Annotated in this window: 23 protein-coding genes; 13 read left to right on the forward strand and 10 right to left on the reverse strand. The window is 47.8% G+C overall.

Annotation, left to right across the window (positions count from 1 at the left end; all coding sequences use genetic code 11):
* The first annotated feature begins 2 nt into the window (after positions 1-2).
* The 4 genes from HN413_12090 to HN413_12105 are packed head-to-tail and all read left to right on the forward strand — an operon-like array spanning position 3 to position 2,083.
* Positions 3-371, forward strand: a complete 369-nt coding sequence (locus tag HN413_12090) for a peroxiredoxin (GenBank protein ID MBT3391138.1) — start codon at positions 3-5, stop codon at positions 369-371.
* A gap of 19 nt (positions 372-390) precedes the next feature.
* Positions 391-642, forward strand: a complete 252-nt coding sequence (locus HN413_12095; protein ID MBT3391139.1) for a hypothetical protein — start codon at positions 391-393, stop codon at positions 640-642.
* A gap of 28 nt (positions 643-670) precedes the next feature.
* Positions 671-1,708, forward strand: a complete 1,038-nt coding sequence (locus HN413_12100) for a YeeE/YedE family protein (protein ID MBT3391140.1) — start codon at positions 671-673, stop codon at positions 1,706-1,708.
* A gap of 15 nt (positions 1,709-1,723) precedes the next feature.
* Positions 1,724-2,083, forward strand: coding sequence for a hypothetical protein (locus HN413_12105; protein MBT3391141.1), 360 nt, complete (start codon positions 1,724-1,726; stop codon positions 2,081-2,083).
* Positions 2,084-2,276: 193 nt separating this feature from the next.
* Here the strand turns inward: HN413_12105 and HN413_12110 are convergent, their stop codons facing one another.
* On the reverse strand, positions 2,277-3,203 hold the full coding sequence (locus tag HN413_12110) for a LysR family transcriptional regulator (GenBank protein MBT3391142.1): 927 nt from the start codon (positions 3,201-3,203) through the stop codon (positions 2,277-2,279).
* A gap of 258 nt (positions 3,204-3,461) precedes the next feature.
* Between HN413_12110 and HN413_12115 the strand changes: the two genes are divergently transcribed.
* From HN413_12115 to HN413_12140, 6 genes are all read left to right on the forward strand, one after another.
* Positions 3,462-3,788, forward strand: coding sequence for a winged helix-turn-helix transcriptional regulator (locus HN413_12115; GenBank protein ID MBT3391143.1), 327 nt, complete (start codon positions 3,462-3,464; stop codon positions 3,786-3,788).
* A gap of 36 nt (positions 3,789-3,824) precedes the next feature.
* Positions 3,825-5,057, forward strand: coding sequence for an NAD(P)/FAD-dependent oxidoreductase (locus tag HN413_12120; protein ID MBT3391144.1), 1,233 nt, complete (start codon positions 3,825-3,827; stop codon positions 5,055-5,057).
* Positions 5,058-5,069: 12 nt separating this feature from the next.
* Entirely contained in the window at positions 5,070-5,750 is a 681-nt protein-coding gene (locus tag HN413_12125; GenBank protein ID MBT3391145.1) for a DUF1641 domain-containing protein, read from the forward strand.
* An 11-nt stretch (positions 5,751-5,761) separates the two neighbouring features.
* Positions 5,762-6,067 carry a TusE/DsrC/DsvC family sulfur relay protein gene (locus HN413_12130; GenBank protein ID MBT3391146.1) on the forward strand — a complete coding sequence of 102 codons (306 nt, stop codon included), beginning with the start codon at positions 5,762-5,764 and terminating at the stop codon, positions 6,065-6,067.
* Between the two features lie 42 nt (positions 6,068-6,109).
* The gene (locus HN413_12135) at positions 6,110-6,613 is read left to right on the forward strand and encodes a hypothetical protein (protein MBT3391147.1); all 504 of its coding nucleotides are present in this window, start codon (positions 6,110-6,112) and stop codon (positions 6,611-6,613) included.
* A gap of 184 nt (positions 6,614-6,797) precedes the next feature.
* On the forward strand, positions 6,798-6,968 hold the full coding sequence (locus HN413_12140) for a hypothetical protein (GenBank protein MBT3391148.1): 171 nt from the start codon (positions 6,798-6,800) through the stop codon (positions 6,966-6,968).
* A 101-nt stretch (positions 6,969-7,069) separates the two neighbouring features.
* On the opposite strand, the gene HN413_12145 is transcribed toward HN413_12140, so the two are convergent.
* The 9 genes from HN413_12145 to HN413_12185 form a co-directional block, all read right to left on the reverse strand.
* Positions 7,070-8,023, reverse strand: a complete 954-nt coding sequence (locus tag HN413_12145; protein ID MBT3391149.1) for a glycosyltransferase family 2 protein — start codon at positions 8,021-8,023, stop codon at positions 7,070-7,072.
* Between the two features lie 19 nt (positions 8,024-8,042).
* Positions 8,043-9,677 (reverse strand): formylglycine-generating enzyme family protein, encoded by a 1,635-nt coding sequence (locus HN413_12150; GenBank protein MBT3391150.1) that lies wholly within the window; start codon positions 9,675-9,677, stop codon positions 8,043-8,045.
* A 108-nt stretch (positions 9,678-9,785) separates the two neighbouring features.
* A complete protein-coding gene (locus HN413_12155) occupies positions 9,786-10,646 on the reverse strand; it encodes a hypothetical protein (GenBank protein MBT3391151.1) in 861 nt (286 codons plus the stop codon).
* A complete protein-coding gene (locus tag HN413_12160; protein ID MBT3391152.1) occupies positions 10,636-11,697 on the reverse strand; it encodes a hypothetical protein in 1,062 nt (353 codons plus the stop codon). The genes HN413_12155 and HN413_12160 overlap by 11 nt, the downstream gene beginning before the upstream one ends.
* Positions 11,698-11,741: 44 nt before the next feature.
* On the reverse strand, positions 11,742-12,581 hold the full coding sequence (locus HN413_12165) for a hypothetical protein (GenBank protein MBT3391153.1): 840 nt from the start codon (positions 12,579-12,581) through the stop codon (positions 11,742-11,744).
* A 64-nt stretch (positions 12,582-12,645) separates the two neighbouring features.
* Positions 12,646-14,112, reverse strand: coding sequence for an adenylate/guanylate cyclase domain-containing response regulator (locus HN413_12170; protein ID MBT3391154.1), 1,467 nt, complete (start codon positions 14,110-14,112; stop codon positions 12,646-12,648).
* A gap of 263 nt (positions 14,113-14,375) precedes the next feature.
* Entirely contained in the window at positions 14,376-17,603 is a 3,228-nt protein-coding gene (locus HN413_12175) for a cyclic nucleotide-binding domain-containing protein (GenBank protein MBT3391155.1), read from the reverse strand.
* Positions 17,600-19,822 carry a cyclic nucleotide-binding domain-containing protein gene (locus HN413_12180; GenBank protein MBT3391156.1) on the reverse strand — a complete coding sequence of 741 codons (2,223 nt, stop codon included), beginning with the start codon at positions 19,820-19,822 and terminating at the stop codon, positions 17,600-17,602. Before HN413_12180 ends, HN413_12175 begins: the two co-directional genes overlap by 4 nt.
* Complete coding sequence (locus HN413_12185; protein MBT3391157.1) at positions 19,815-20,573, reverse strand: hypothetical protein; 759 nt, start codon at positions 20,571-20,573, stop codon at positions 19,815-19,817. The genes HN413_12180 and HN413_12185 overlap by 8 nt, the downstream gene beginning before the upstream one ends.
* A gap of 199 nt (positions 20,574-20,772) precedes the next feature.
* On the opposite strand from HN413_12185, the gene HN413_12190 reads away from it, so the two are divergent.
* From HN413_12190 to HN413_12200, 3 genes are all read left to right on the forward strand, one after another.
* Positions 20,773-21,219, forward strand: coding sequence for a DedA family protein (locus HN413_12190; protein MBT3391158.1), 447 nt, complete (start codon positions 20,773-20,775; stop codon positions 21,217-21,219).
* A gap of 75 nt (positions 21,220-21,294) precedes the next feature.
* Positions 21,295-21,948: a hypothetical protein gene (locus HN413_12195; protein MBT3391159.1), complete on the forward strand. Its 654-nt coding sequence runs from the start codon at positions 21,295-21,297 to the stop codon at positions 21,946-21,948.
* A gap of 34 nt (positions 21,949-21,982) precedes the next feature.
* Positions 21,983-22,816, forward strand: an 834-nt coding sequence (locus tag HN413_12200) for a (Fe-S)-binding protein (GenBank protein MBT3391160.1), incomplete at its 3' end; no start/stop codon positions are given.

Consider the following 22,816-nt stretch of genomic DNA (forward strand, 5'->3'; position numbering starts at 1 on the left):
TTTTGTCTGAAGATATTGGCAAAATGGTGGTTGTTCTCAACCACGACGACGCCCAAAGCGTCATGGCCGCGCTGGTTATGGCGGCTTCCATCGCCACGAGCGGGGAAGAAGTGTTCATGTTCTTCCAGCCTGGTGCGGCAAAAGTTTTGGTGAAGGGCGAACTGGAGAAATTCCAGGGGCTAAAAGGCCAGCCCGATCCGCTACACCTGTATGAATCCATTCAAGTACTTGATGGCCGCATAATCTTATGCGAACTCGGTATGCCCATTCATGACATCAACGCAGAAGACTTGCGCGAAGGCGTAGAAATCATGATGGCATCCACATTCATGTTCGAAATTGAAGGCGCATCACTCGCCTTCAGCTACTAACACTTTGGAGAACAAACTTATGGAAGAAATAATCACCCCCACAAAAACCCTTGATGTATGCGGAAAAATTTGCCCCTATCCCGATATGGATACCATCACCACGCTCAAAAAGATGGGGAAGGGAGAAATCCTGGAAGTGCTGCTGGATTACCCGATGTCTGTCGAGCGGATTCCTCGCAATTTAAAGAAGCAAGGCCATAAGCTCTTGTCGACGGAACAAATCGATGGACCTAACCACCGCATGTTAATTGAAGCATACGGACTCAAATAAAACACTAGCTATATTTGGAGGATTATCAATGACTACTGCCGTAATATCTGGTCTGATCGTAGGGATCATCTTTGGCTTCGTTATGCAACGGGGCCGCTTCTGTATGAATTCTGCAATTCGAGATACTGCCTTACTGCAAGATTACACTTTACTCAAATCAGTCGGTATCGCCATCCTGGTTGAAATGGTAGGCTTTGCCATTATGGACGCTGCCGGGCTGATAACTATCAACCCCAAGCCCTTGTTTTGGGGAGCAAACCTGGTGGGAAGTTTCATCTTTGGCATCGGCATGGTCATCGCTGGCGGTTGCGCCAGCGGCATCACCTACCGGGTGGGTGAAGGCATGATGGGTGCGCTGGCCGCCGTCATCGGTCTGGCTACAACCGGAACCCTGACCGCAATGGGATTTTTGAAGCCAATCAAAGATTCTTTGCAAACCAGCACCATCGTAAAGACAGCAGATGATGCAAATTTGACCCTGGCGAATATTCTCGGCGTGCCCTATTGGATTTTAGCTTTGATCATCGCCCTGCTGGCAGGGGCGATTTGGTATCTGATGGCCCGCAAAAATGGGGCTGATGATCTGGCTGTCAACAAATCAGTGTCTTTTTTCAAGAGGCCTTGGAACTGGCTGACTACCGGAATTGCAATTGGCATCGTGGGCATCATTTCTTTCCCTGTATCCGCTGCTGCCGGCCGCAATTATCCCCTAGGCATCACCGCAGGCTGGATCCAATGGGTCAAGGTGGTCATCCTAAGAGTCGAAGACCAGGCCGTCAACTGGATTGCCGCAATGGTCTTGGGGATCGTCATTGGCGCTTTCATCGCCGCCTTGATCGCGGGCGAATTCAAGTTCCGCTTCCCCAAACCGGCCATGATCGGCCAGGCCTTCTTAGGCGGTCTGATTATGGGCTTCGGAGCCGTCACATCGGGCGGTTGCAATGTCACCCATATCTTGAGTGGCATTCCCCAGCTTTCCATTGGGTCTTTTGTAGCCGCGATCGCGATTGCATTAGGTGCCTGGCTTACTGCCTACCTGATTTTTGTGAAACCGCAAAACAATTAGCAAAAGGAGATTAGCGTGGAAAAAATGGCGATTGTCTGCAATGGCGATACACCCGCCAGCATCATGCCAACGTTGATATTCTCAACATCGGGCCTGAGTCTGGATTATGAGGTGCATGTTTTCATCTGCCCTGCTGGCGCCAAATGGGTTCTCAAGGGGGAATTGGAAAAACTCGGCACCCCCAAAGGTTTGCCCAACCCGGTTGGGTTGTTCAACGATATTCTGGACTTGGGTGGCGAGATCGTGCTCTGTGAGTTGGCTCTGGAAAATAAGGGCATCTCCCCCAAAGATTTGCGCGATGAGCGCATCCTGATAAAAAAGGCTCCGCCATATTTGATGGATATCGAAGGCGCCGCACAGACATTTACATTCTGATGAAGGAGGAGGCAATGAGTTTATTTATCATCACCGCATTGATAGCAGGCGTGGCCATCGGTTTTGTGGTTGGTTTTGCTGCTATCTGGATGTATTGCTGCAACAAGGATAAAGAAACACCTATCACCTAAGGCGACAATTAATTCCATATAAACGAGGCCCCTCTCCACGTTTGGAAAGGAGCCTCGTCTTTTTAACGGGCATCGGCTAACTGAAGCAAATCTAAATTTGCAGAATCATGTACAAATCCCCAGAAAGCCTCCTGTGGTCGATGTGGGGGTGCCAAACGTTTGCGCGCCATATAAATTTTGCGGCTAAGTTCCAATCCCTCAACATGAACACTAACTACCTTACCACTCTCTAAGAGGCACTCAGTCGCCAATGACGAGACAAATGAAATCCCATATCCAGCCGCGACGGTGCGCACAATTGCTTCTGCATTACCTAATTGCATGAAAATATTTAAATCTTCTAGGCTAATATCATGCTTCGCCAATTCCGATAGCACCACCCGCCGCGTTCCTGCCGTTTCTTCACGCATTAATATCGGTTCGCCAATCACTTCTGAAGGCTGGATTGATGAACGCAAAGCCCAAGGGTGATCTGAAGCTACTACCATTGTAATAGCATCTTCAAAGAACTCTTGCAATTCCATCTCTTCTGAATACATTTCGTAACTGACAACGCCCAAGTTGGCTTCGCCATCCAGCAATCGGGGAACAATATGCTCAGGCGTACAACGCAAAATACTTACCTGAATACCCGGGTAGCGCTGCGAAAAACGCGCTGCTAATTGAGGCAGAACGTATTTCCCAGCGGTAGTGCTACACGCAATTCGCAAATCACCAACTACGCCATCATGTAGTGCGTCCATCATCCCTTTAAGTTCAATCGAATCGCGTAGCACTTTTCTTGCCCAGGGTAAAAGCAAACGCCCAGCCTCGGTCAAGCGCAATCCTGCTCCAGTACGATCAAACAATTGAACATCTAGTTCTTTTTCCAGCGCCTTAATATGGTGGCTGACCGTGGGCTGAGTTATATGCAAGTGGCGCGCGGCCTCAGAGAAACTGAGTTCATCGGCCGCATAGATAAATGTTTTAAGACGTGTAAGCTCAATCATATGTACTTATCTCATTTCTCGTTTTTTCTAGCGCGAGATGCTCAAGTAATTATACGCCAAACACGAATAGTATGCCCCATTCGTGACATTTAACTGACAAAATTAACTTTGCTGTAATTTGACATAATATATCTAAATTACATTCATCTCCTCGTATTGTGATTTACATCACTTAGTGAACTATGCAGGCTCTGTTAAAGTATGCTTACCTTATTCAAATAGGCGCATAGCTTCATAAGTTGAAACAGGTAGAAATATATGTCATCTTTACGAGCAGAAATCAATCGTTTACATGCCCAAATCTGTAACGGGCTTGCGGACCCGAACCGAATTCTGATTTTATACACCCTTCACGAAAAACCGCACAATGTTGGCGAGCTTGGCGAGGTACTCAATATCCCCCAACCCACGGTGTCGCGCCATCTAAAGGTGTTACGCGAGCGTCAAATGGTATTAGCACAGCGTGAAGGACAAGCCGTTTATTATTCGCTTAGCGATCAACGAATTATCGAAGCCCTGGACTTACTACGCGCTGTACTCGCCAGCCGCTTGCAAGACCAGAGTGAACTTGCAGAATCCGTTTAGCAACAGTTATATTAATATCCATACAGGAGTTTCCATATGAAGACTTTCTTAATTCTCGGGGCTGGCACCGGTGGCACAATGGTCGCCAACAAAATGGCCCACGAGCTTGACCCTTCCGAATGGCGCATCATCATTGTCGATAAATATGAGACCCACTACTATCAGCCCGGGTTCTTGTTTATCCCTTTCGGCATTTACAGCCCTAGTGATGTTGTCAAACCCAAACGGGATTTCATCCCCCATAATGTCGAATTCATTCTATCGGATATCGAGATTATTGAACCCGACCAAAATCGCGTCAAACTGACCAAAGAAAACCGAGTGATCAACTACGATTATTTGGTTGTCTCCACCGGAACGCAGACTCATCCTGAAGAAACCGAAGGCATGATTGAGGATGGTTGGTACGAAGATAAATTCGATTTTTATACAATCGAAGGCGCTACCGCATTGAGCCGCTTCCTGAAATTCTGGAAGGGCGGGCGTATGGTATTGAATATCACCGAGATGCCCATCAAATGCCCGGTCGCTCCACTTGAGTTTTTATTCCTTGCCGATTGGTTTTTCCACGAGCGCGGCATTCGCGACGATGTTGAAATCGTATTTGCTACCCCGCTCGATGGCGCTTTCACCAAACCGCGCGCTTCATCTGTTCTGGGCGATATGCTGGAGCAAAAAGGTATCATCCTGGAGCCGGATTTCAATATCGGAGCCGTGGACAACGAGAAAAAAGTCATCCGTTCATGGGATGAGCGCGAGATCAATTACGACTTGCTTATCACGATTCCAACCAATATGGGGTCTGAGGTCATCGAACGCTCTGGCATGGGCGACGAACTTAACTACATTCCGATTGACAAACACACACTGCAATCGGACAAATGGGAAAATATCTGGGTAATTGGCGATGCCGGAAACGCTCCCACCTCCAAAGCCGGATCGGTGGCGCACTTTATGCTGGATGTAATGATTGAGAATATCTTACGTCACATGGAAGGGTTGCAACCGCTGCCAAAATTTGACGGGCATGCCAACTGCTATATTGAATCGGGTTTTGAAAAAGGCATCTTGATTGATTTCAATTACGATGTCGAACCGCTGCCCGGCAAGTTCCCGCTGCCCGGATTTGGGCCATTCTCATTACTTAAGGAATCGGCTGCTAATCACTGGGGCAAGATGGCCTTCCGCTGGATTTACTGGAATATCTTGCTCAAAGGCGGCGAAATGCCCTTTGAATCCCAGATGACGATGGCCGGTAAGTGGGCCTAAAAGGAGCACAATATGGCTGATGATCTGGCCCTACTTCACCAAAAAATTGACGCGCTGACCGAACAGGTCGCTGCGCTGACTTCGTATGCTGTAATTCAACAGAAACGACTGCAGGAATTCGAAGAGCTGAAGAATGATGTCATTCCGATGGTCAATCACATGATTAAACTGACCATCGACGAATTGGCAGAGATTGGCACCGAATTCGCGGTAGAAGACCTGTTCTTCCTGCTCAAAAGAGTCATCCGCAACACGCATCTTTGGCTGGGCATGTTAGACCGCATCGAAGCCCTGATGGGCGTGACGGACGAAGCCGAGTTACTCGGCAAGCAAGTCTTCAATGTGGCCGTCGAACAGCTTGACCAATTTGAACGCAATGGTTATTTTGAATTTGCTCGCGAAGGTTGGCGAATTGTCGAGCGCATCGTCACCGATTTTAGCCAGGAAGATGTTCAGGCGCTGGGCGACAATATTGTGATTATTCTAAACACTGTTCGCAATATGACCCAGCCTGAGATTATGGCTCTGGCAAATAATGCGGTGGGTGCCATCCAGGAAGACATTCCTGATCATGGTGAGGTTTCCACCTGGGCATTGCTGCGTGAGCTTGGCAACCCCAAAGTCCGCCGCGGCATGGCACGACTTATCAATTTACTCAAAGCACTAGATGCTCAATCCAACACACAAAACTAAAGGAGAAAATTATGTCTGTCTTAGATAATGTTAATATCAACGAAGAAGGTTTCATGACTGATCCAGGTCAGTGGAGCAAGGAAATTGCTACAGAAATCGCCAAGGGCGAAGGCATTGCGGAACTGACCCCCGAGCATTGGAAAGTCATCGAGTTCTGCCGCGCCACCGCGGAGGATTCCGGCGCAGCCCCTACATTGCGCCAGATCACCAAAGGGACGGGGATCTCCACAAAAGAACTGTTTGCGCTTTATCCAAAAGGTCCCGCCAAGAAAGTTGCTAAAGTTTCGGGACTTGGAAAACCTGAAGGCTGTGTATAACCGCCTAATCAATAGAAATTGCACCATATAAAAGGATTAAAAATGACAAACGAAAACCGACATATTGCTTTCATCTGCTCAAAAGGTGATCTGGACATGGCCTACCCGGCGTTGGTAATGGGCTGGGCAGCGCTTGGTAATGGCATCGACGTGACCATTTTCTTCACCTTCTGGGGCATGGATATCATCAACAAGAAACGGCAGAAACGTCTTGAGCTTTCTCCGATTACGAAAACCAGCATGAAAATGAGCTTGATGGGATTGCCAACTGGAAATCTGGGTATTCCCAATATCCTGAGCATTATACCCGGCATGACTGCGTTTACATCCTGGTTTATGAAGAAAAAGATTGCCGAAGTGCAGGCCCCCCCGGTTGACGAGTATATCGAAATGCTCGTTGATGGCGGTGCGAATTTGTATGCGTGCAAGATGTCTGTAGATATGTTCGGCCAGAGCATGGATGATTTCGTTGATGGTGTTCAGGGAATTGTCACCGCGAGCGATTTCATGGATATGACTGAAGGTGCGCAGATCGTCTTTATCTAAATATTTACTAGAATCAATATGGGTCAGGATAATATCCTGACCCATATTGATTCTAGTATTCTGCCACCGAATTTGTTGTAATTATTTCAAATTTGACAAATCTTTGCGTAACTTATATGCTGATATAGGGTTTTAATAACCGACAATTTCCTTCCCGTATTATTATTCAAAAGGAGAAATAATTATGAAGCTCAATCCACCAAAGAACATTACTTTCTATATTTCTGTTGTGCTGGCAGCCCTGGGCTTGATTGGCAGTTTTGTTAGCATCCCCGTTGTATCAGGTTTGGCCTTTTGGTTTGTGGTCGTTGGCTTCGTTCTTTTGGCAGCCGGCCTGCTCGTCAAAGGTTTATAAAGTACTACTTTGCTCTTCAGCGCCCTGGTGTAAACCAGGGCGCTTTTCTTTTTAAAGCACTAATCGCAACGGGAAGAACCACTTCATTGCGGGGGGAGATTTTATCCACGATCTGAGCGAGCTGCCTCCCATCTACGTTTTTTTTCTTGGAATAATAACTCTTCCACAAAATTGCGGTTATAGCTTACCAATTTGGCAATCACCCCCAGGCTAAAGAGAATACCAGCCAACGAAAATCCGATGGCTGAGATAATCAGGGACTGGATATGGCCGCCTTGTCCGTGAAAATAAAATGATAAAAAGCGCACCAAAAGATAAGCAGCTGGAGCCAGAAAAAACAAGGCGGCTGTATTAAAGGTTTTAAACGGCTCATGCACAATATAGACCCACAGAATATTATGACTGGAGCGGAAAATATACTGAAAAATATTTTTATATAAACGAGACGACCGCGTTGGCACGTTGACGTTGATCGGCACCGACAAAATTTGTAATCCCTTTCTGGCTGCCTGCACAAGCGTATCGAGCGTGTATGAAAAGCCAATTGTCGGTTGCAGCCGCATTAACGCATAGGCTGAGTAAGCGCGAAAACCCGAAATCGTATCGGGAATGGGTGTGTCAATCAGTTGGTTGACAAGAAAATTTCCCACCCTTTGGAAAAAACGTTTTATAAAGCTGAAATGTTGGAGCGCCCACGGTTTCCGGTTGCCTATGACAATATCGGCCCGGGAATCGAGAATTGGCTGGATAAGGTCGGGAATATAGGCAGCGGGGTATTGATTGTCGCCGTCTGTATTCACAAAAATATCGCACCCGCTGGATATGGCTGCTTCCACGCCGGTTTTGAAGGCATGGCCAAGTCCGCGATTTCGCTTGTGCTGAATGAGTTTTGCACAGTAGCGCCGGGCAATCTCGGCGGTTTTGTCAGTAGAGCCATCATCAATGATTTGCACTGTAATTTTCGAGATACCTGGCAATTCCCTGGGGATGCTTTCAAGAACCTGCGGCAAGGTTTGCTCTTCGTTGTGGCAATTGATGTTGATGATCAGTTTCATATTTCCCGCTAACACCTAATTAGTGCGAAAACTCCAATAAAGCCCATTTTTCCGGCAGAAAATTGAGTTGCTCAGGAAACCCGCCCGGCGTTGGTTTGATGCAATCATCTTCCAGATTTGCAGGCCAGGGGATTTTTTTAGTGGGATTCGATGCTCTGAGAAAGCTCGCCGCAAGGCGCAGGGGTTGATCTGTAATTTCGAGTTGATACTCCAATTCTTCGGGGGTTCCCATACGAGAATTAGCTGCTACCCAACCTTCATCCTGAAGGAAAACGTAACGCTCTGCCCTGGCGGCATCACTGCTGCTGGTTTGACGGCATTGCCAATCAAAATCCTGAGCTTGTAGCCAATAATCATCAGCTTGCCGATAGATGGCAGTCCCCAGCGCAGCGGATGAATGCAGGATCAAAATATCACGATCACGCTGGATAAAAACATTGCCCGCAATCATTTCGGGCGTGTTGGCGCGGATACCCAAATAGAGGTAGCCATCTGCATGCATCAAGAATAATTCACTACCATCGGCAAAAGCTTCAATGCGGGCTACATCCCATTCGCCGGAGGTCAAGGTCCCATCCATTACCGGAGCTATACCCGCTGGCACTGCGATTATATTCGAAACGATGGCTGTATCTGTTTCGGTTTCCTGAGTTTGAGAAGCGGCACAGCGAAAGCCTAAATAATTGAAACGTGTGTCTGGATTAATGGACGGGCGTAATGCTCCCCGGCAATAGGCCGGGGGAGAAAACCAACTGCATCCTTTCGCGATTTTTTCACTTCCTGCTAATGGGCCAGCAGGGTTTGTGTCAGCCGCGGGAGAATAATCAGCCAGCCAATCGGACACCCATTCAAATACATTGCCACCCAAATCGAGCACACCCGACCAGCTTACCCCTTGAGGGTAGCTCCCCACAGGCGCGGTCTGCGAGTATCCATCATCAAAGCGGTAATCTGCATGTAATTCGCTGCAATTGGCATCGCAGTAGTTGAGTTTAGCGCCATCGAATTCACCGCCTGTCGGGAAGATCACCCCAGCTTCGCCGCGAAACGCATACTCCCATTCGGCTTCGGTCGGCAATCGCGCTCCTGCCCATGTGCAATATTCCTGCGCTTCATCCCAACTGACGCAAACTACCGGATGTTCAGCTTTGTCCGGGTCGGCATACGTCGGCGCTCCCTTTTTACAGGTCAGCGGTTCGACACAAATACCAGCATCTACACAAAGCCGATATTGAGCATTGCTGATCTCGGTTTGATCCAGCCAGAACGCATCCAGAGAAACGGGATGCTGAGGGCCTTCTCTGGCATAATACCAGCGATTGCAAATTGGATAGTGCTCCCGGCATAATGCAAGTGCAGCTTCAATTTCGGCCTCCGTACTGCCCATCTGAAACTCGCCCGCGGGGATATAACGCATTGGCATTCCATCCGCGGGACGCAGCCATAATTCTTGCGGGGGTATTTGGGCCGCGGCATTGGCTGGCTCATCTTGTAGCCGAGTGTTGGTGGTATTGATAAATTCATTGCCACCATAGCCCGAAATGGCACACGTAAAACAGGCAGCAACAATCAGGAATGTGAATAGATAGTGAGTTTTCCGTTTCGCTAAAAGCTCCCGGGATGTTTTTGTGAGAGAGGTCGGTTTTCTATCCATAACATATTTGATGAGTGGAAATCCTTAGAGCGTGGCTATCTGCTTGAGAACCTGTATCAGGCTGTTCGGCTGATCCGTCGGGCGTACTCCCCTCACCGCCAGTAGTCGTCAATTTTCCAAGTTTTGCTGTTCTTCTCGCATGGTGAAAACTTCTGCCTGAGAGATTAAATCTGCCTGGCGAACAGCAATTTCAGCAGCCATATTCAGAAATACTTCGGCCAGTTTTCCCATTTCATCGGTTCGTTGAGCTATACGGTTAAGTATTTCCGGATCAAAACGTTCTTCTCGCAAAGCGGAAATGGCCGCTGAAATATGAAATATTGGTTGATAAACGCGACTGGATACCAACACGACCACAACTAAGCTAATTACAATAAATAACACGAACGCGCCCAGGCCAATTTGCATTAAAACTTGAGCATAACGCACTGCCTCTGCATTGGCGGCAAGGGTAAGTTCATTATTTAAATCCAGCAATTGACTCGTTTGTGCATACAACGTCTCTGTACTTTGCTGCATACTGCCACGTAGACCGGCATAAACCGGGTAATTAATATTCTCTCTGCCTTTCTCATTTTCCGATAGCGTCTTTGCATAAAGCTGGTCATAATTTTCTTTTTCCAGGAGAAGGCTTTCCAATATCTGTTGCTCTTGCGGCAAAGTTGAAGCGATATATTCGCGCGCCAAAAAAGAATCCAGGAGGGCATTGTATTCTTCGAAGGTACTTTGTCCATTCTCGTCGAAACGATCTAACAAAGCTCGTTGGGAAAGATCCATTTTCTGCAAATAGGTTTCGGCCTGGTAGGCGGCTTCGAGTTTCTCGATTTGCAGAAACATATTCTGGGTTTCTTGCTGCATTTGTAATAAATACAAAATAGACACACTAATAGCCAACGCGCTGACGATTGCCACAATACCATTAAGGATAAACAACCAGGATTGCAAGTTTGTGCGCCGCTTATTCTTCATCTTGCTCTCCACGAAAACTCTCTTCAAGAACTTGATGCGTGAAATTTAATTTTTGGCGTCGTTCTTGCCGTTCTTTCTCTTGTAATACGGTTACTTCTTGTTGTAATTGTGTTTCTTTTGATATCACTTCACGAGCGAAGACATCAAATTCACGCGCCGCGCGCCCTAACCGATCTTTGCGTGAAATCACATCAGATATTAATCCGGGGCGATATTGATTGCCCTGCAATGCAACCACAGCATTAATCAGAGCCAGAATGGGCGCAGTGATCCGCCCGGTTTTTATGAACACCCCGGTCGTTATCAACGCCAAAAATACCAGGCTGGCTACACCGATTAAGACCGCATTTTGCACACTTATAATACTTTCTTGAAGAGCCTGATGTAATTCTCTTTCAAGACCCAGTTTTATGGCGTTTATTTGTTCCTGGATTTGTTGTTTCTGTAATGCAGTAGTGTCAAGAAGCCCCATAAACTCAGATAAGAACTGGGGTTCAACCAAATTCTCGAACAAAGTTTGACGGTCTGGAGATTTATTCAATAATGATTCAATCGCACTGGATAATTGGCTGAAAGTCAATGTATAGCTATCATGCAGGGTTAATAACTGCTCGAGATGTTCCGGTTTTGTAGCCGGATGGTTCACCAGGTATTCAAGCTCGCTGGCTAATAATTGGCTAAATTCCTGGACTGTCAGCAGTTGCTGACAGATTTGGCTGACTTCATCGATTTCGATTTGTCTTTCATAAACTGGGTCCTCATACGACAGATTTGTCAGCGCGCTACAAATATGCGCTGAATTTTGCTCAAAATTCCCTATTTCGGCCTTAAAAGAATCTGAGAAAAATTCGATGTCTTGATTATATTCTTCCGGAAAAATAGTGGGAGTTGGCGTTGGATCATCGCCATTTTGCCCCGCTGTAAGAAACCTGTCCGTTGGAAAATTGGCCGCATGGATTGGCGGCAGCAAGACGCTGCCAAAACTAGCAACCCCTATCGTAAGGAGAGCTGCTAGCGTCCATTTTGCAAAACGATTTTCGCGAAACAACATTAATTACTCCATCTAGCCCAAGATGAATTCTTTCCTAATGATCACTAAAAATCGGGCAATCCACCACCCGGATCAGGAATCTCAACCGGTAGGTCTTCCACATCTGGTAAATCTTCCATATCTGGCAAATCTTCGAAACCCGGCAGGTCGATTCCATCCCCTCCTGAGGAGCCAGATGCTGATCCAGCGCCGGCGTTCAGCGCTTCCTCCAACATCCGTTGTGCCTTTGCTTCCAGTGCCACCAATTTCTCGAAATTTTCTTCGGTAAATTGTTCAGATAATACCAGTGAGCATCCAGACGAATCGGGATACACTTCGCAGTAATCTTGCACACGTTCATAGCCAGCCACCAACTCTGCGCAACCCGGCGATTGAGGATATTCATCACAGTAATCCAGAGGGCTGCCATAACCGGATAAGAGTTGTTCGCAGCCCGGTGATCCGGGATATGCATCACAATAGGCATAAAGATTATCATAACCCAGCAATATTTCTGAACAGCCAAGCATATCAGGGTTTTCTGTGCAATAATTTTGCGCGCTATCGTATGAAACTCCCGCCATAACCAGGAGATTCCCCATGTCATCCCCAGCATCGGCAGCGATCCAATTTTCTTGCAGTGCCGCCAGACAAGCCGCATCCTGACAATCAGCGACGGCCTGCAACCAGGCATCCAATTCGTCACGGTTGCCAAAAGGCGTATTCGCCAACAATACACCAACCACGGCTTCCTCGGCTAATTGCTGTCCCAGCAGGCTAGATTCCACGGACGCAAATAACTTAATTTCGTCAGTTAGTTCGAAAATACGCTCTACAGACTGGTTAAAATCATAAATTCGGTATACCGACCAAGACAACAACAAAACACACAAGGTCAGAAACATACCAAAAGCCCCCAAGGAAAAAAGCGATTGAAATGCGTACCCGATTTTTTTCATGATACCCAACTCACTTTTGTGTCATTATTTCTACGCCTTGCCAGCCATCCGGCGCACCCTTTTTAGCCATATCCCGCGAGCGCTGCTGATAATACGCAGCCGCCTTATCTTCAGGATGAATTTGCAGAACTGCCTCAAAATTTTGGCGCGCTTTTGAAAAATCTCCGGCGATATAATCGCCTAGTCCACGCTCAAACAAATCCAGAAATTCAATCTTCAGCGAAAATAAATTGGGAGGATCGCCGTCAAACAGCTCATACAAGGTCAACGGCAGAAGTTTGCCCTTCACCTGGGCCTTACCCAAAAGACGAGACCGATAATATAAGCGATCAGCAACTTGCGATAGCGCTTCTTCCGTGACGATGAGTGAAACACCATAGAATTTCGTCAGCCCTTCAACCCGTGCTGTCAGGTTGATACTGTCTGAAAAAGCATCCCCCTGCATCCGGCGCGCTTCGCCAACGATACCCACCATCATACCGCCGCTATGGATGCCAATCCCAACCGAAATGGGCGGTTGCTGATTCGCAAGGCGTTTCGCATTATATATATTCAACAATTTCTGCTTGGCGATTCCCGCCAGAATAGCATCATCCACCCCATAGGGGAAGATTGCCATCATGCCATCCCCCAGAAATTTGACCACAAAGCCATGATGCTCTTTAATCAACGGGCTGACCAACATCAGATATTCATTCACAAAATCAAAATTCTCTTGCGGGGTCATTTTCTCAGACATAGTTGTGAAAGAACGAATATCGGAAAACATAATCGCCATTTCAGCGCTAATATGATCACCCAGGTTCATTTCGGTAATGTCACTTTTGTCCAGAAACTCCAGAAATTCGGTAGGCACAAAGCGATTGGCGGCGTCCAAAAAGCGTTCTTTTTCTTCGACAGAGCGCGTTATCGAGCCCGCCATACTCTGTATTGCGCGTGCCAATTGCCCCATTTCATTTTCACCACGGACATATTCACCCAACAAATCATCCTGATAAGCATTATTTTCGAAAGAAACGACAGCATTGGTCAAATAAAGCAGCGGTTCGGCGATCTGATTCAAAATAATGGCAGCAAAAACAGAGAATATGGATATTAACAACATCCCCACAATATTTCCAATAATGGTGTGCTGAACTTGCTGGTCTATTTGAACACTCTCAGCCCGAAGAGAAACCTGACCTGCAAAAACCATGGTATCAAACTGCGACAAAACCGCCGACGCATTTTTGTCGGCGGTGGGCATTATGAAAGCAACCTTTTCAATATCCCGCACCTGCCAGGATTTAAACATTTTTAATGCCGCATCATTATATGCACCTAATGCCGTCTGAAGATACTGTAAATCTTCTTGCGTTTCCCCTGCGCCTGCTTGCAGCAACAGATAATCCATATCCTGACTGATCTGTGCATAGCTGACTGAATAGCTCACGCGCAGGTTTTTATCATTTGTAAGTAAATAATTTTTTAGATCCACAACCGACTGTTGAAAAAGCAATCGGCTCGCTTCAAGTCTGGAAATTTGTTCGTTGTTTGTTCGAATTTCTTTCGTTTGGTTATTGATTTGAATCAGATAATAGATATTCCACCCAGCGAGGGCCAAACCAATCATCACAATACAAATCATGATAACCATTAAATTATTTTTTACTTTCAAACGACTCAGAAAGTTCAACACTTTAGAATCTCCTAGAGCTTGCACGATTGCAATCGTAGATACCCCACACCCTTGTCTTGGGATTATTCCTCATCGATCATACCGCGCATTTTTTGAGAAAGCACCTGGATAACACCACGAGCAATTTCAGAACGAGTATCTACGGCTTCGTAGAATGGATCATGATCCAAACACAACAGGCGGGTATCTTCACTTGCCGTGATCGAAGCAGACCTGGGGGCCGGATCCAGGAGCGCCATTTCGCCGAATACATCACGGTCGCTGAGTTCATTCAATGTGCGATCCCCATCATGCACACGCACTTTGCCGGCAACGATAATATACATGCTGTCACCCGGATCGCCCTTTTCGAAGATCACCTGCCCGGCAGCAACATCCCTTTCTTCCAGATAAACAGCCAGTTCTGCCAGTAAATCATCCGGCGTTTCAGCAAAAATACTCACCGTTTTCAGGATCAGCACTTTTTCAATTGTCAGCATCATGGGGAAATCTCCATCAACCGTATTATGTCTACACAACACGCCCTGAGCGGTTTGGCGCACTATCTCTTCCGGATGCTGCCGAGCAGATTCAAGAATTGTATTGGCAGCTTCAGGAGCCAGTTGCGGAAGCGCGTAGAGCACGCAGGCCGCTAACCAGTTATTCTTCAATTGGCTATTATCTTGCGTATATAAAGCGCGTAGCTGTTCCGCTATCCCACTCGCAGGAGCAGAAAAATGTTTCGCCAGGTCTGCTATTGTTTGTGCGGTAATCATTGGTACCAGGCGATCGCGCAATCTCCGATCCTGGGAGAGAATCACATCCAACACTTCGGTGGCATTGGCGCGCTTGTCTTTTTGTTCGGATAAAAGATTCGTCTGCACGCGCAGGATGTCTTGTGCGTCGTACACCAGGGCCAGCAAATTGAAGATGCGCACACGCCCGCGCGCGCGCATTTGAGTCAGGATGCCGCTCAATGGCTGAACTGCATGGGAGAGTTGGTTCGGCAACTCAATGGACATCTGAACGAGTTGGCCTAGCGCTGCAATTTCAGCATCTACCTGCTCAAAAATAGCAGGACGCATCTCTGGTTCAGCCCGGTAGTGATTGCGCGCCAATACGTGCAAGACTTCGCTGCGCACGCGCTCGCGCGGAGTAGCGATCAACGTTTGTAGAATCGGATTCACGCGCGGGCCGCCGATCTGACCACATATACGGATCAAGTCATGGGTCACGGGCGCAGCATCCACCTGATGGAGTTTATCGGCAATCACAGGCAACGCGCTTTCGCCTCCAGCGATCAGCGCCTTGCGCGCCTCGGAGCGTGTATCCGCCGAGTGAAGCGCATCCAGTACCAACGGCCAGAGCTGCGCATGATGGACGTTTTGGCAAGCCCGCAAGGCTTCCTGTCGAACGATGATCTCCGAGTCGTTGAGTAATGATAGTAGATTTCGATGGAATCCAACATTACCAACGGCGCCAATAACCCGCGCAGCAAAACAACGCATTTCCGGAGATGAGTCGTTCTGCGCCGCGGACAAAATATCACCGGCTGCGAGAATGACTTCAAGCGAATGACTTTGTAACGCGCCCACCACCCCCGCGAAACGGAGTTCAATATTGGAATCCGATAAATACGCTGGCAATATTTGCGCGGCGGATTCCCCCATACTGGCGAGGCGTTGCAAAGCTGCTGCGCGTACTTCGATGGGTTGCAATACGTCTTGAGCTAACACTTCCAACCAGGGCAACGCATCCTCATTCTGAGATGTAAGCTGCTGAACAGCTGTCAGACGTACCGCTGCGTTAGCATGGGTCAACAAATGGGGCAAGGCGTTCACCAAAATTGCCGGGTCGTTTTGTGCCAGCATCTCGATGGCAAATAGAATATCCCTGGGATTTTCGCTTTGGAGATGTTTTTCCAGTGCGGCCAGACCAGCGCTTTCAGCAAAAATATCAACTTCACTGCCATCCAAATAGCGCCTGTCGAGCGCATTTTGCAGCGCACCGTAATATTGCCGCCCCAATAGAATGCCCATCAACAACCAGCCCACCAGAATGACCGCCAGAATATAAACCGCCTGCAACGGCGTCAGATTCCACAGTGCCGTGAATAGCAGTAATAGTCCGCCTGAAATGCCCATCGAAAGCGGGGCGACAACCGACTCGACTGTAGTTTGCACGCGCGAACGCGCATGCTGCGGCAGCGGCTGGTACATAATGCGCACCGAGGTATTATTCATCGCCACCACACTGACTTCATCCGACATTTTGGTAGCCACCACCACCCAAAAGATGATCCCCGCCATATCGGGAAAATTCGAGAGCAGAATCACCCCCAGAGTTCCCAGCGCCACCAGAATGGGGTCTACCAGCAAACCACCACGCACACCAAAACGCCTAAAAAATCGGTTCGAGATTAACAGCAGGACAACGAGCGTCACCAGCGTGCTAACCCCCATATAGCTCCCAAAAAACTTGCTCAGTTGATCGGCATCCGTCAGTTTTGCGCCAGCCTGCCCGATAAAAGCATAATCCAGCACATACGTACCGATAGTAGATAATATGGTGAACAGAAATATGAACCAGACATAGCGATCTCGGAAAATGGGCTTCCCCCGCGGTTGGTCGGGCTTGGATATTGTCTTTGACTCCGCTTCAGGCAACGCCAGCGCAGCTTTAAAGCGGCGCGTCGTCACCACCAACAGCCAGAACGCAGCCAGCAAACTGGCCGACGTAACCCATAACAGATTGGGAGTCCCAAACCAGCGAATCAGGCTGCTATTTAAAAAGCCAACCAAAATAATCGAGAGTACGCCTCCGGCCATAATCAATGAGAACAGCCGCTTACCCTGCCGGCTGGTGAACAAACGCCCGGCGAGCGTCCACAGCCCGAGGTTGCCCAGTACCCATAACACTCGCACCCACACCAACATAAAAAAGTAAATCCAGTGCGCGCTCGACCATGCTAAAAGTAGGCGCAGCGCTGTAATCATGAGGAACATCAATCCCAGGTTGCCAATCAGCAAAGTAGAAAAAGGCAAGCTGGATTGTAGCCGCAGGAAAATTAGCCCGGCAGAGATGATGATCGCCGCGGCAATCATATACACATAAGGCAGTTTTTGGGCACTAAAGTGAGAAAGGAATAAAGCGTTGGCGCTGCTGTAATAGGTAATCAACGCAATGCCGAGGAAAAAAGACTGGCCAAATAACAGCGAGAAAGCAACCCCCTCGCCATCGTGAATACCCGCGCCGCGCACCAAACGTTGCCAGAAGCCCGGCTGCCGGGTGATCGTTTCTGTCTGTATCATAGTTGATCCTGCCATTCATCGAGGGCTTTTTTCCCGGCCTGATAGCCCAACTCGATAAGCTGGTCAATATTATCAAACTGAAAAATATTGACCCCCTCCACATCGGGGCGAATGATATAGTCGGTGATGGCATATTGTTTGTGCTTCTGACGCACACTGCTGAACTCGTTGATTCGCATAATCAGGTTCATAATCCCAGGTAGATGTGGCTGCGCTTGCCGACCTCGGAGAGGGTTCAGTTTTCTCCAAAACATTGGCCACCCCGACAGGCCAGGATCAAAATCGTAACCTTCCGGCAGGGCCGATTCGCTGCTGACATCTACGCCAATAATCGTACAGTCGGCGCAAATCTTACGCATGACTTCGAGCGGCAAATTATTGACCAACACCCCATCAACCAGTAAATCGCCTTCATCAGTCATCGGCGGGAAGAAGGGCGACAAAGCGCTGCTGGCACGGATATATTTCCACAACGGACCGCGCCTGTGAATGACCTGCCGCGCCCTGGTTAGATTAGCAGAAACACAGAAATACTCAATCCAGGTATCTTCAATCTTTTGGCTGCCAAAGAGGTCTTTCAGCAAGGCGATTAACGATTTCCCAGAAATTAGGGAAACAGCCGGGAATGTATAGTCGAGCAGTTTTTTGTCTTTCAACCCATTTTTCGTCAACTTGCCAATCTGACGCCAATTCATGCCCAGCGCGAAAGCGGCGGCGATAATCGAGCCAATGCTGTTGCCGCCAACCATATCAATCTCCAGACCAGCTTCTTCGATGGCGCGTAGCACGCCAATGTGAGCAAAACCGCGCGCGCCGCCGCCGCCTAAAACTAACCCAATGGATTTCCCTGCCAAAATGCGCGCTACACGCTGATAGTCGGCATTATGGTGTGTGCGAAGATGATAGTGACGGCGAATATCGCCAATCTGTTCCAGCCAGTGATCAGTGCCCGACGGCTTCGGTTTCAATTCATCATAGAGTAAAACAAGCTCTTTGTGAATAGTGCTATTGTCATAATCGGGCATCATGGCGCGCAGGAATTCGGCGTTGAATTCGGTACCCGAATGGCCGATGAAGATCACGCGGTCGGCGCGCTGGATGCAACGGGATGTCCAGTTCGAGGGGGTAGAATCCACCTCGTAAATGCTGCTAATGCCCGAGTGTCGTTTCTCTTGCTCGTCCAGCCAAGTGACCAACCTGATTTCGTTCAGGTCATCCCTCGGGGTTTGGGAAATCCCAACTTGTTGCAATACATCATCCACCGAAGCGCTGCTAAAGTGTAACGTGTGCAAATATTGGGAAATAAGTTCGGTCAATCGGTTGGCGAAATCCGCCAGAAGAATATCGGGGCTGAGCGGCACCAGGGCAATGCACAGCGACATAGAGGGGGTTTTGTCAATCAACGTGCGATGCAAGCGGGTGATAACCTGCTTGGTAAACTGAAATGTAGATTGGGGCAATTCGCACTGGACGGCGTAAAAACTCTCGCGTGAAAATCGAACCGCATCTGTATCTCGCAGCGCAATTATGTTAGCCGATCTCGGCTCGCCGGTAAAAAAACCCATCTCGCCTACATTTTCTCCGGCCAATATATCACCAACGATTTGTTCATTGCCATCCTGATCCGGGATACTTACCTGAACTCGACCGTTGATAAGAATACAAAAATCATCACTGGGATCTTGATAGCGCATCAGCGCCTGCTCCCGTTTCAGGTGTACCCATTCAATTTCATTTTCAATGGCCCCCATTTGCGCCAGGCTTAATTCGCCAAAATAATTCGGCAGGATTCTAAAGAGTTGATTACGTCGCTGGCGCTGGCGAATTACTGCGCCCAGCAAGGATAATATCTGTGGTGTCTCTGCTGCAAGTCGATCAAATTCGGATTTTGACAGGAATAAAAGCTGAGTATCGTCTAAAGCCATAACATTGGCTGTGCGTGCCTGACCTGTCAGCAACTGGATCTCCCCCACCGATTCTCCTGGCCCAATTTTTCCCACAATTATTTTTTCGTCATCTTCCCCACAAATAGATACTTGTAATTCTCCCGCGATTACGATATATAAACCGCTGTTCCGGGTTTCGCCCTGCCGGAATAAATATTCATCAGCCTGGATAGAGAATCTCGCAACCAGCTTAGCTGTTTTTTGCACAATCTGACGATCAAATGAAGAAAACAATTCAGTGGATGTCAGAAATGCAGCCAGATGTTCATCCATCTTGCATCCGTTCATATACGTTTGTCGTGCGCCGGAAAAGAGCGTAGACGATGTGTGCATAAATATAAATCGCGCAAACAAAAATAAAAAATATTGCCAGCGCCGCTCCAAAAGATTTTAGAAAAATATAGACGAGTACCCCCGCTATAATTGAAATTACAAATTGTATGATTATGCCCCGTATTCCCCAACGATAAAATATGATCTTGCTGCGTATCATTAAGTAGGCATGAAAGAATGCGAATAATAAAACAAGGACTAAAACAAAAGGCGTATATAATTTTTCTGGATAAAAATTCACCAGGGACATCACGGCCACATTGAATCCAGCCGGGGGTGCAATCCCAAGCCCGACAAAGCCTTGGCTGCGCTCTCGGTCACTTTGGGAGGTAATAAAACGCGTTTCGCGCAACAACCCTGCAGTGGTATAGCCAATCCCCGCAATCCAGGCTGCGCTGCTCAGGATCAGGCTTTCACCTGGAGCCAACTGATAAAACAGGTACAACCCAACCCCAGGCAAAACGGCAAAAGAAACGACATCGGCAAGCATGTCAATGGCGCCCCCAATCTCGCTTTTTACATTCAGTTTGGATGCAACCATACCATCAACAGCGTCAAAAATAACGGCCAAAAACATCCACCACATACCCTGAACAAATTTTTCATCAACCAGGAGCATCATTGCCACAAAACCACAAGCGACGTTTGTGAATGTTAAGAAATTGGGGATGTGGTTTTTGATTGAATTCATGAGTCTTCTATCCTGACCTAGTTACATTTTCCCAGCGTTTTCCTACTATGCGACAAAAGCCCTACGCCGAAATTTATACCATCCCCCTGTTGTTCGCGCTCACACAATACACTATAATTACGATATTCGCACTTTGGGAATTATATCACGCATGGTTGGTTGATTGTGTTTAAAAAGACGGGATGCCCACGGAACAACAATGACTGAGAGTATTTTCTTTCAGTATGGTTATGCCGGACTTTTCGCGGTTAGTTTCCTTTCGGCCACATTATTACCATTGGCCTCAGAGGCTTTTGTAGCTTTGATGCCGGGCGCGGGCTATAACATTTGGTGGGTGTTGATCTTTGCTACAGTCGGAAACTTTCTGGGGTCGTTGACAAATTACTTTATCGGCAAATGGGGCAGCAATTTTGTACTGGCGCGCTTCGTCCGCACCGATGAAAAGAAAATGCAACGCGCCAAGGAACTTTTTAACCGCTGGGGCACGCCGGTATTATTCTTCTCCTGGATTCCAATCATCGGGGATCCGTTAACTGTTGTGGGTGGCATTATGGATATTCGCCTCACCACGTTTACTCTTTGGGTGCTTTCCGGAAAAGTGTTGCGTTATCTGATTATATTGAGTTTAGTTCAGTTTGTTGTGTAAAAGGTTTACTATCATCGCATCCCCGGCAGATTCCACTGTCGGCGAAATGCGCATAGTACTGACAGGGAGATACAAATGGAATTCATTAATATCCCAACCGAACAGACAACTGCAGCAACGAACGCTGTCATTGTCGTATTTATGCTAGCCTTTATTGCGTATTTCCGGCGCTTTGGCAATAAAGATCGCTGGAAGGTCAATCTCTGGCTGTGGGCGGCTGGTTTGCAATGTGTGGCAGTTTTTTTTGGGGTCATTGTTCATGGCGTCAAATTGGCGGATACGACAAAATTCATCCTCTGGCAGCCGATCTATTTTTCGCTGGGCTTGCTGGTGGCGATCTTTGTTGTGGCGGCAATCTATGATGTTTGGGGGCAATCCGCCGCTCGGCGGATGCTGCCAATCATGCTTGTCATCGGCGTGGCTTTTTTTGGAGTTACCCTGATCTGGACCAATAGTTTTCTTGTGTTTGTCATTTACCAGGCCGCAGCCATGCTTTTTGCCTTGGGAGGTTATATCTGGCTGGCATCTAAAAAACGCCTTGAGGGTGCCTGGTGGATGGCAGCAGGGATATTGACATCCATTGTCGCCTCTGGAATACAGGCCAGTAAAGCCGTGTCTTTCACCTTCATTTGGCCCTTTGACCATAACGGCACTTTCCATCTCATTCTAATCGTTGGTTTTCTCTTCCTGACGATTGGATTACGAAGCGCATTTCTTGCTGATGAGTAGTTCACTGCTATTATAGGTATTGGAGAAATAAATTATGGCGCACCACACGATAAAATCAAGCTACGAACAACTGGTCGATCGTCTCAACCGCTTTCCTCAAGGCGCACCGCCTTCTGATGTACTTTACGCAATTCTCAAAATGCTCTTCAGCGAGAAAGAAGCCAGTTTAGTTGCGCTATTGCCGATCAAGCCTTTTACGGTAGAGAAAGCCGCCCAGATTTGGAAGACAAATATTACCGACGCGCAAAAAACGCTGGATGCGCTCGCCAGCCGCGCCATCTTGATTGATTTTCACTATCACGATGGAAAAACAACCTATGTCTTACCCCCTCCCATGGCAGGTTTTTTCGAATTCTCGATGATGCGCCTGCGCGGCGATCTTGACCAAAAAGTACTCGGCGAACTTTTTTATCAGTATATGAATATTGAAGAAGATTTTATCCGTGAGTTGTTTACGCGCGGTGATACGCAGCCGGGGCGCACTTTCGTACAAGAAGCTGTTCTTCCGCCCGACAACGCCATTCACGTGCTGGATTATGAACGCGCCAGCGAAGTTATTAAAACGGCATCTCACCGGGGCGTAGGCGTGTGTTATTGCCGCCACAAAATGGAGCATGTCGATAAAAATTGCGGTGCGCCGATGAATATTTGTATGACTTTCAACAACTCAGCGGCATCGCTAATTCGGCACGATTACGCTCGCGAGATCGACGTTGCCGAAGGGCTTGACCTTCTGCAACAGGCCCAAGAGCATAATCTGGTTCAGTTTGGCGAGAATGTACGTGAAGGGGTATCCTTCATTTGTAATTGCTGTGGTTGTTGCTGCGAAGCCATGATCGCCGCGCGGCGTTTCGGCTGGTTGAACCCG

The organism is Chloroflexota bacterium (genome assembly GCA_018648225.1).
Lineage (GTDB): Bacteria > Chloroflexota > Anaerolineae > Anaerolineales > UBA11858 > NIOZ-UU35.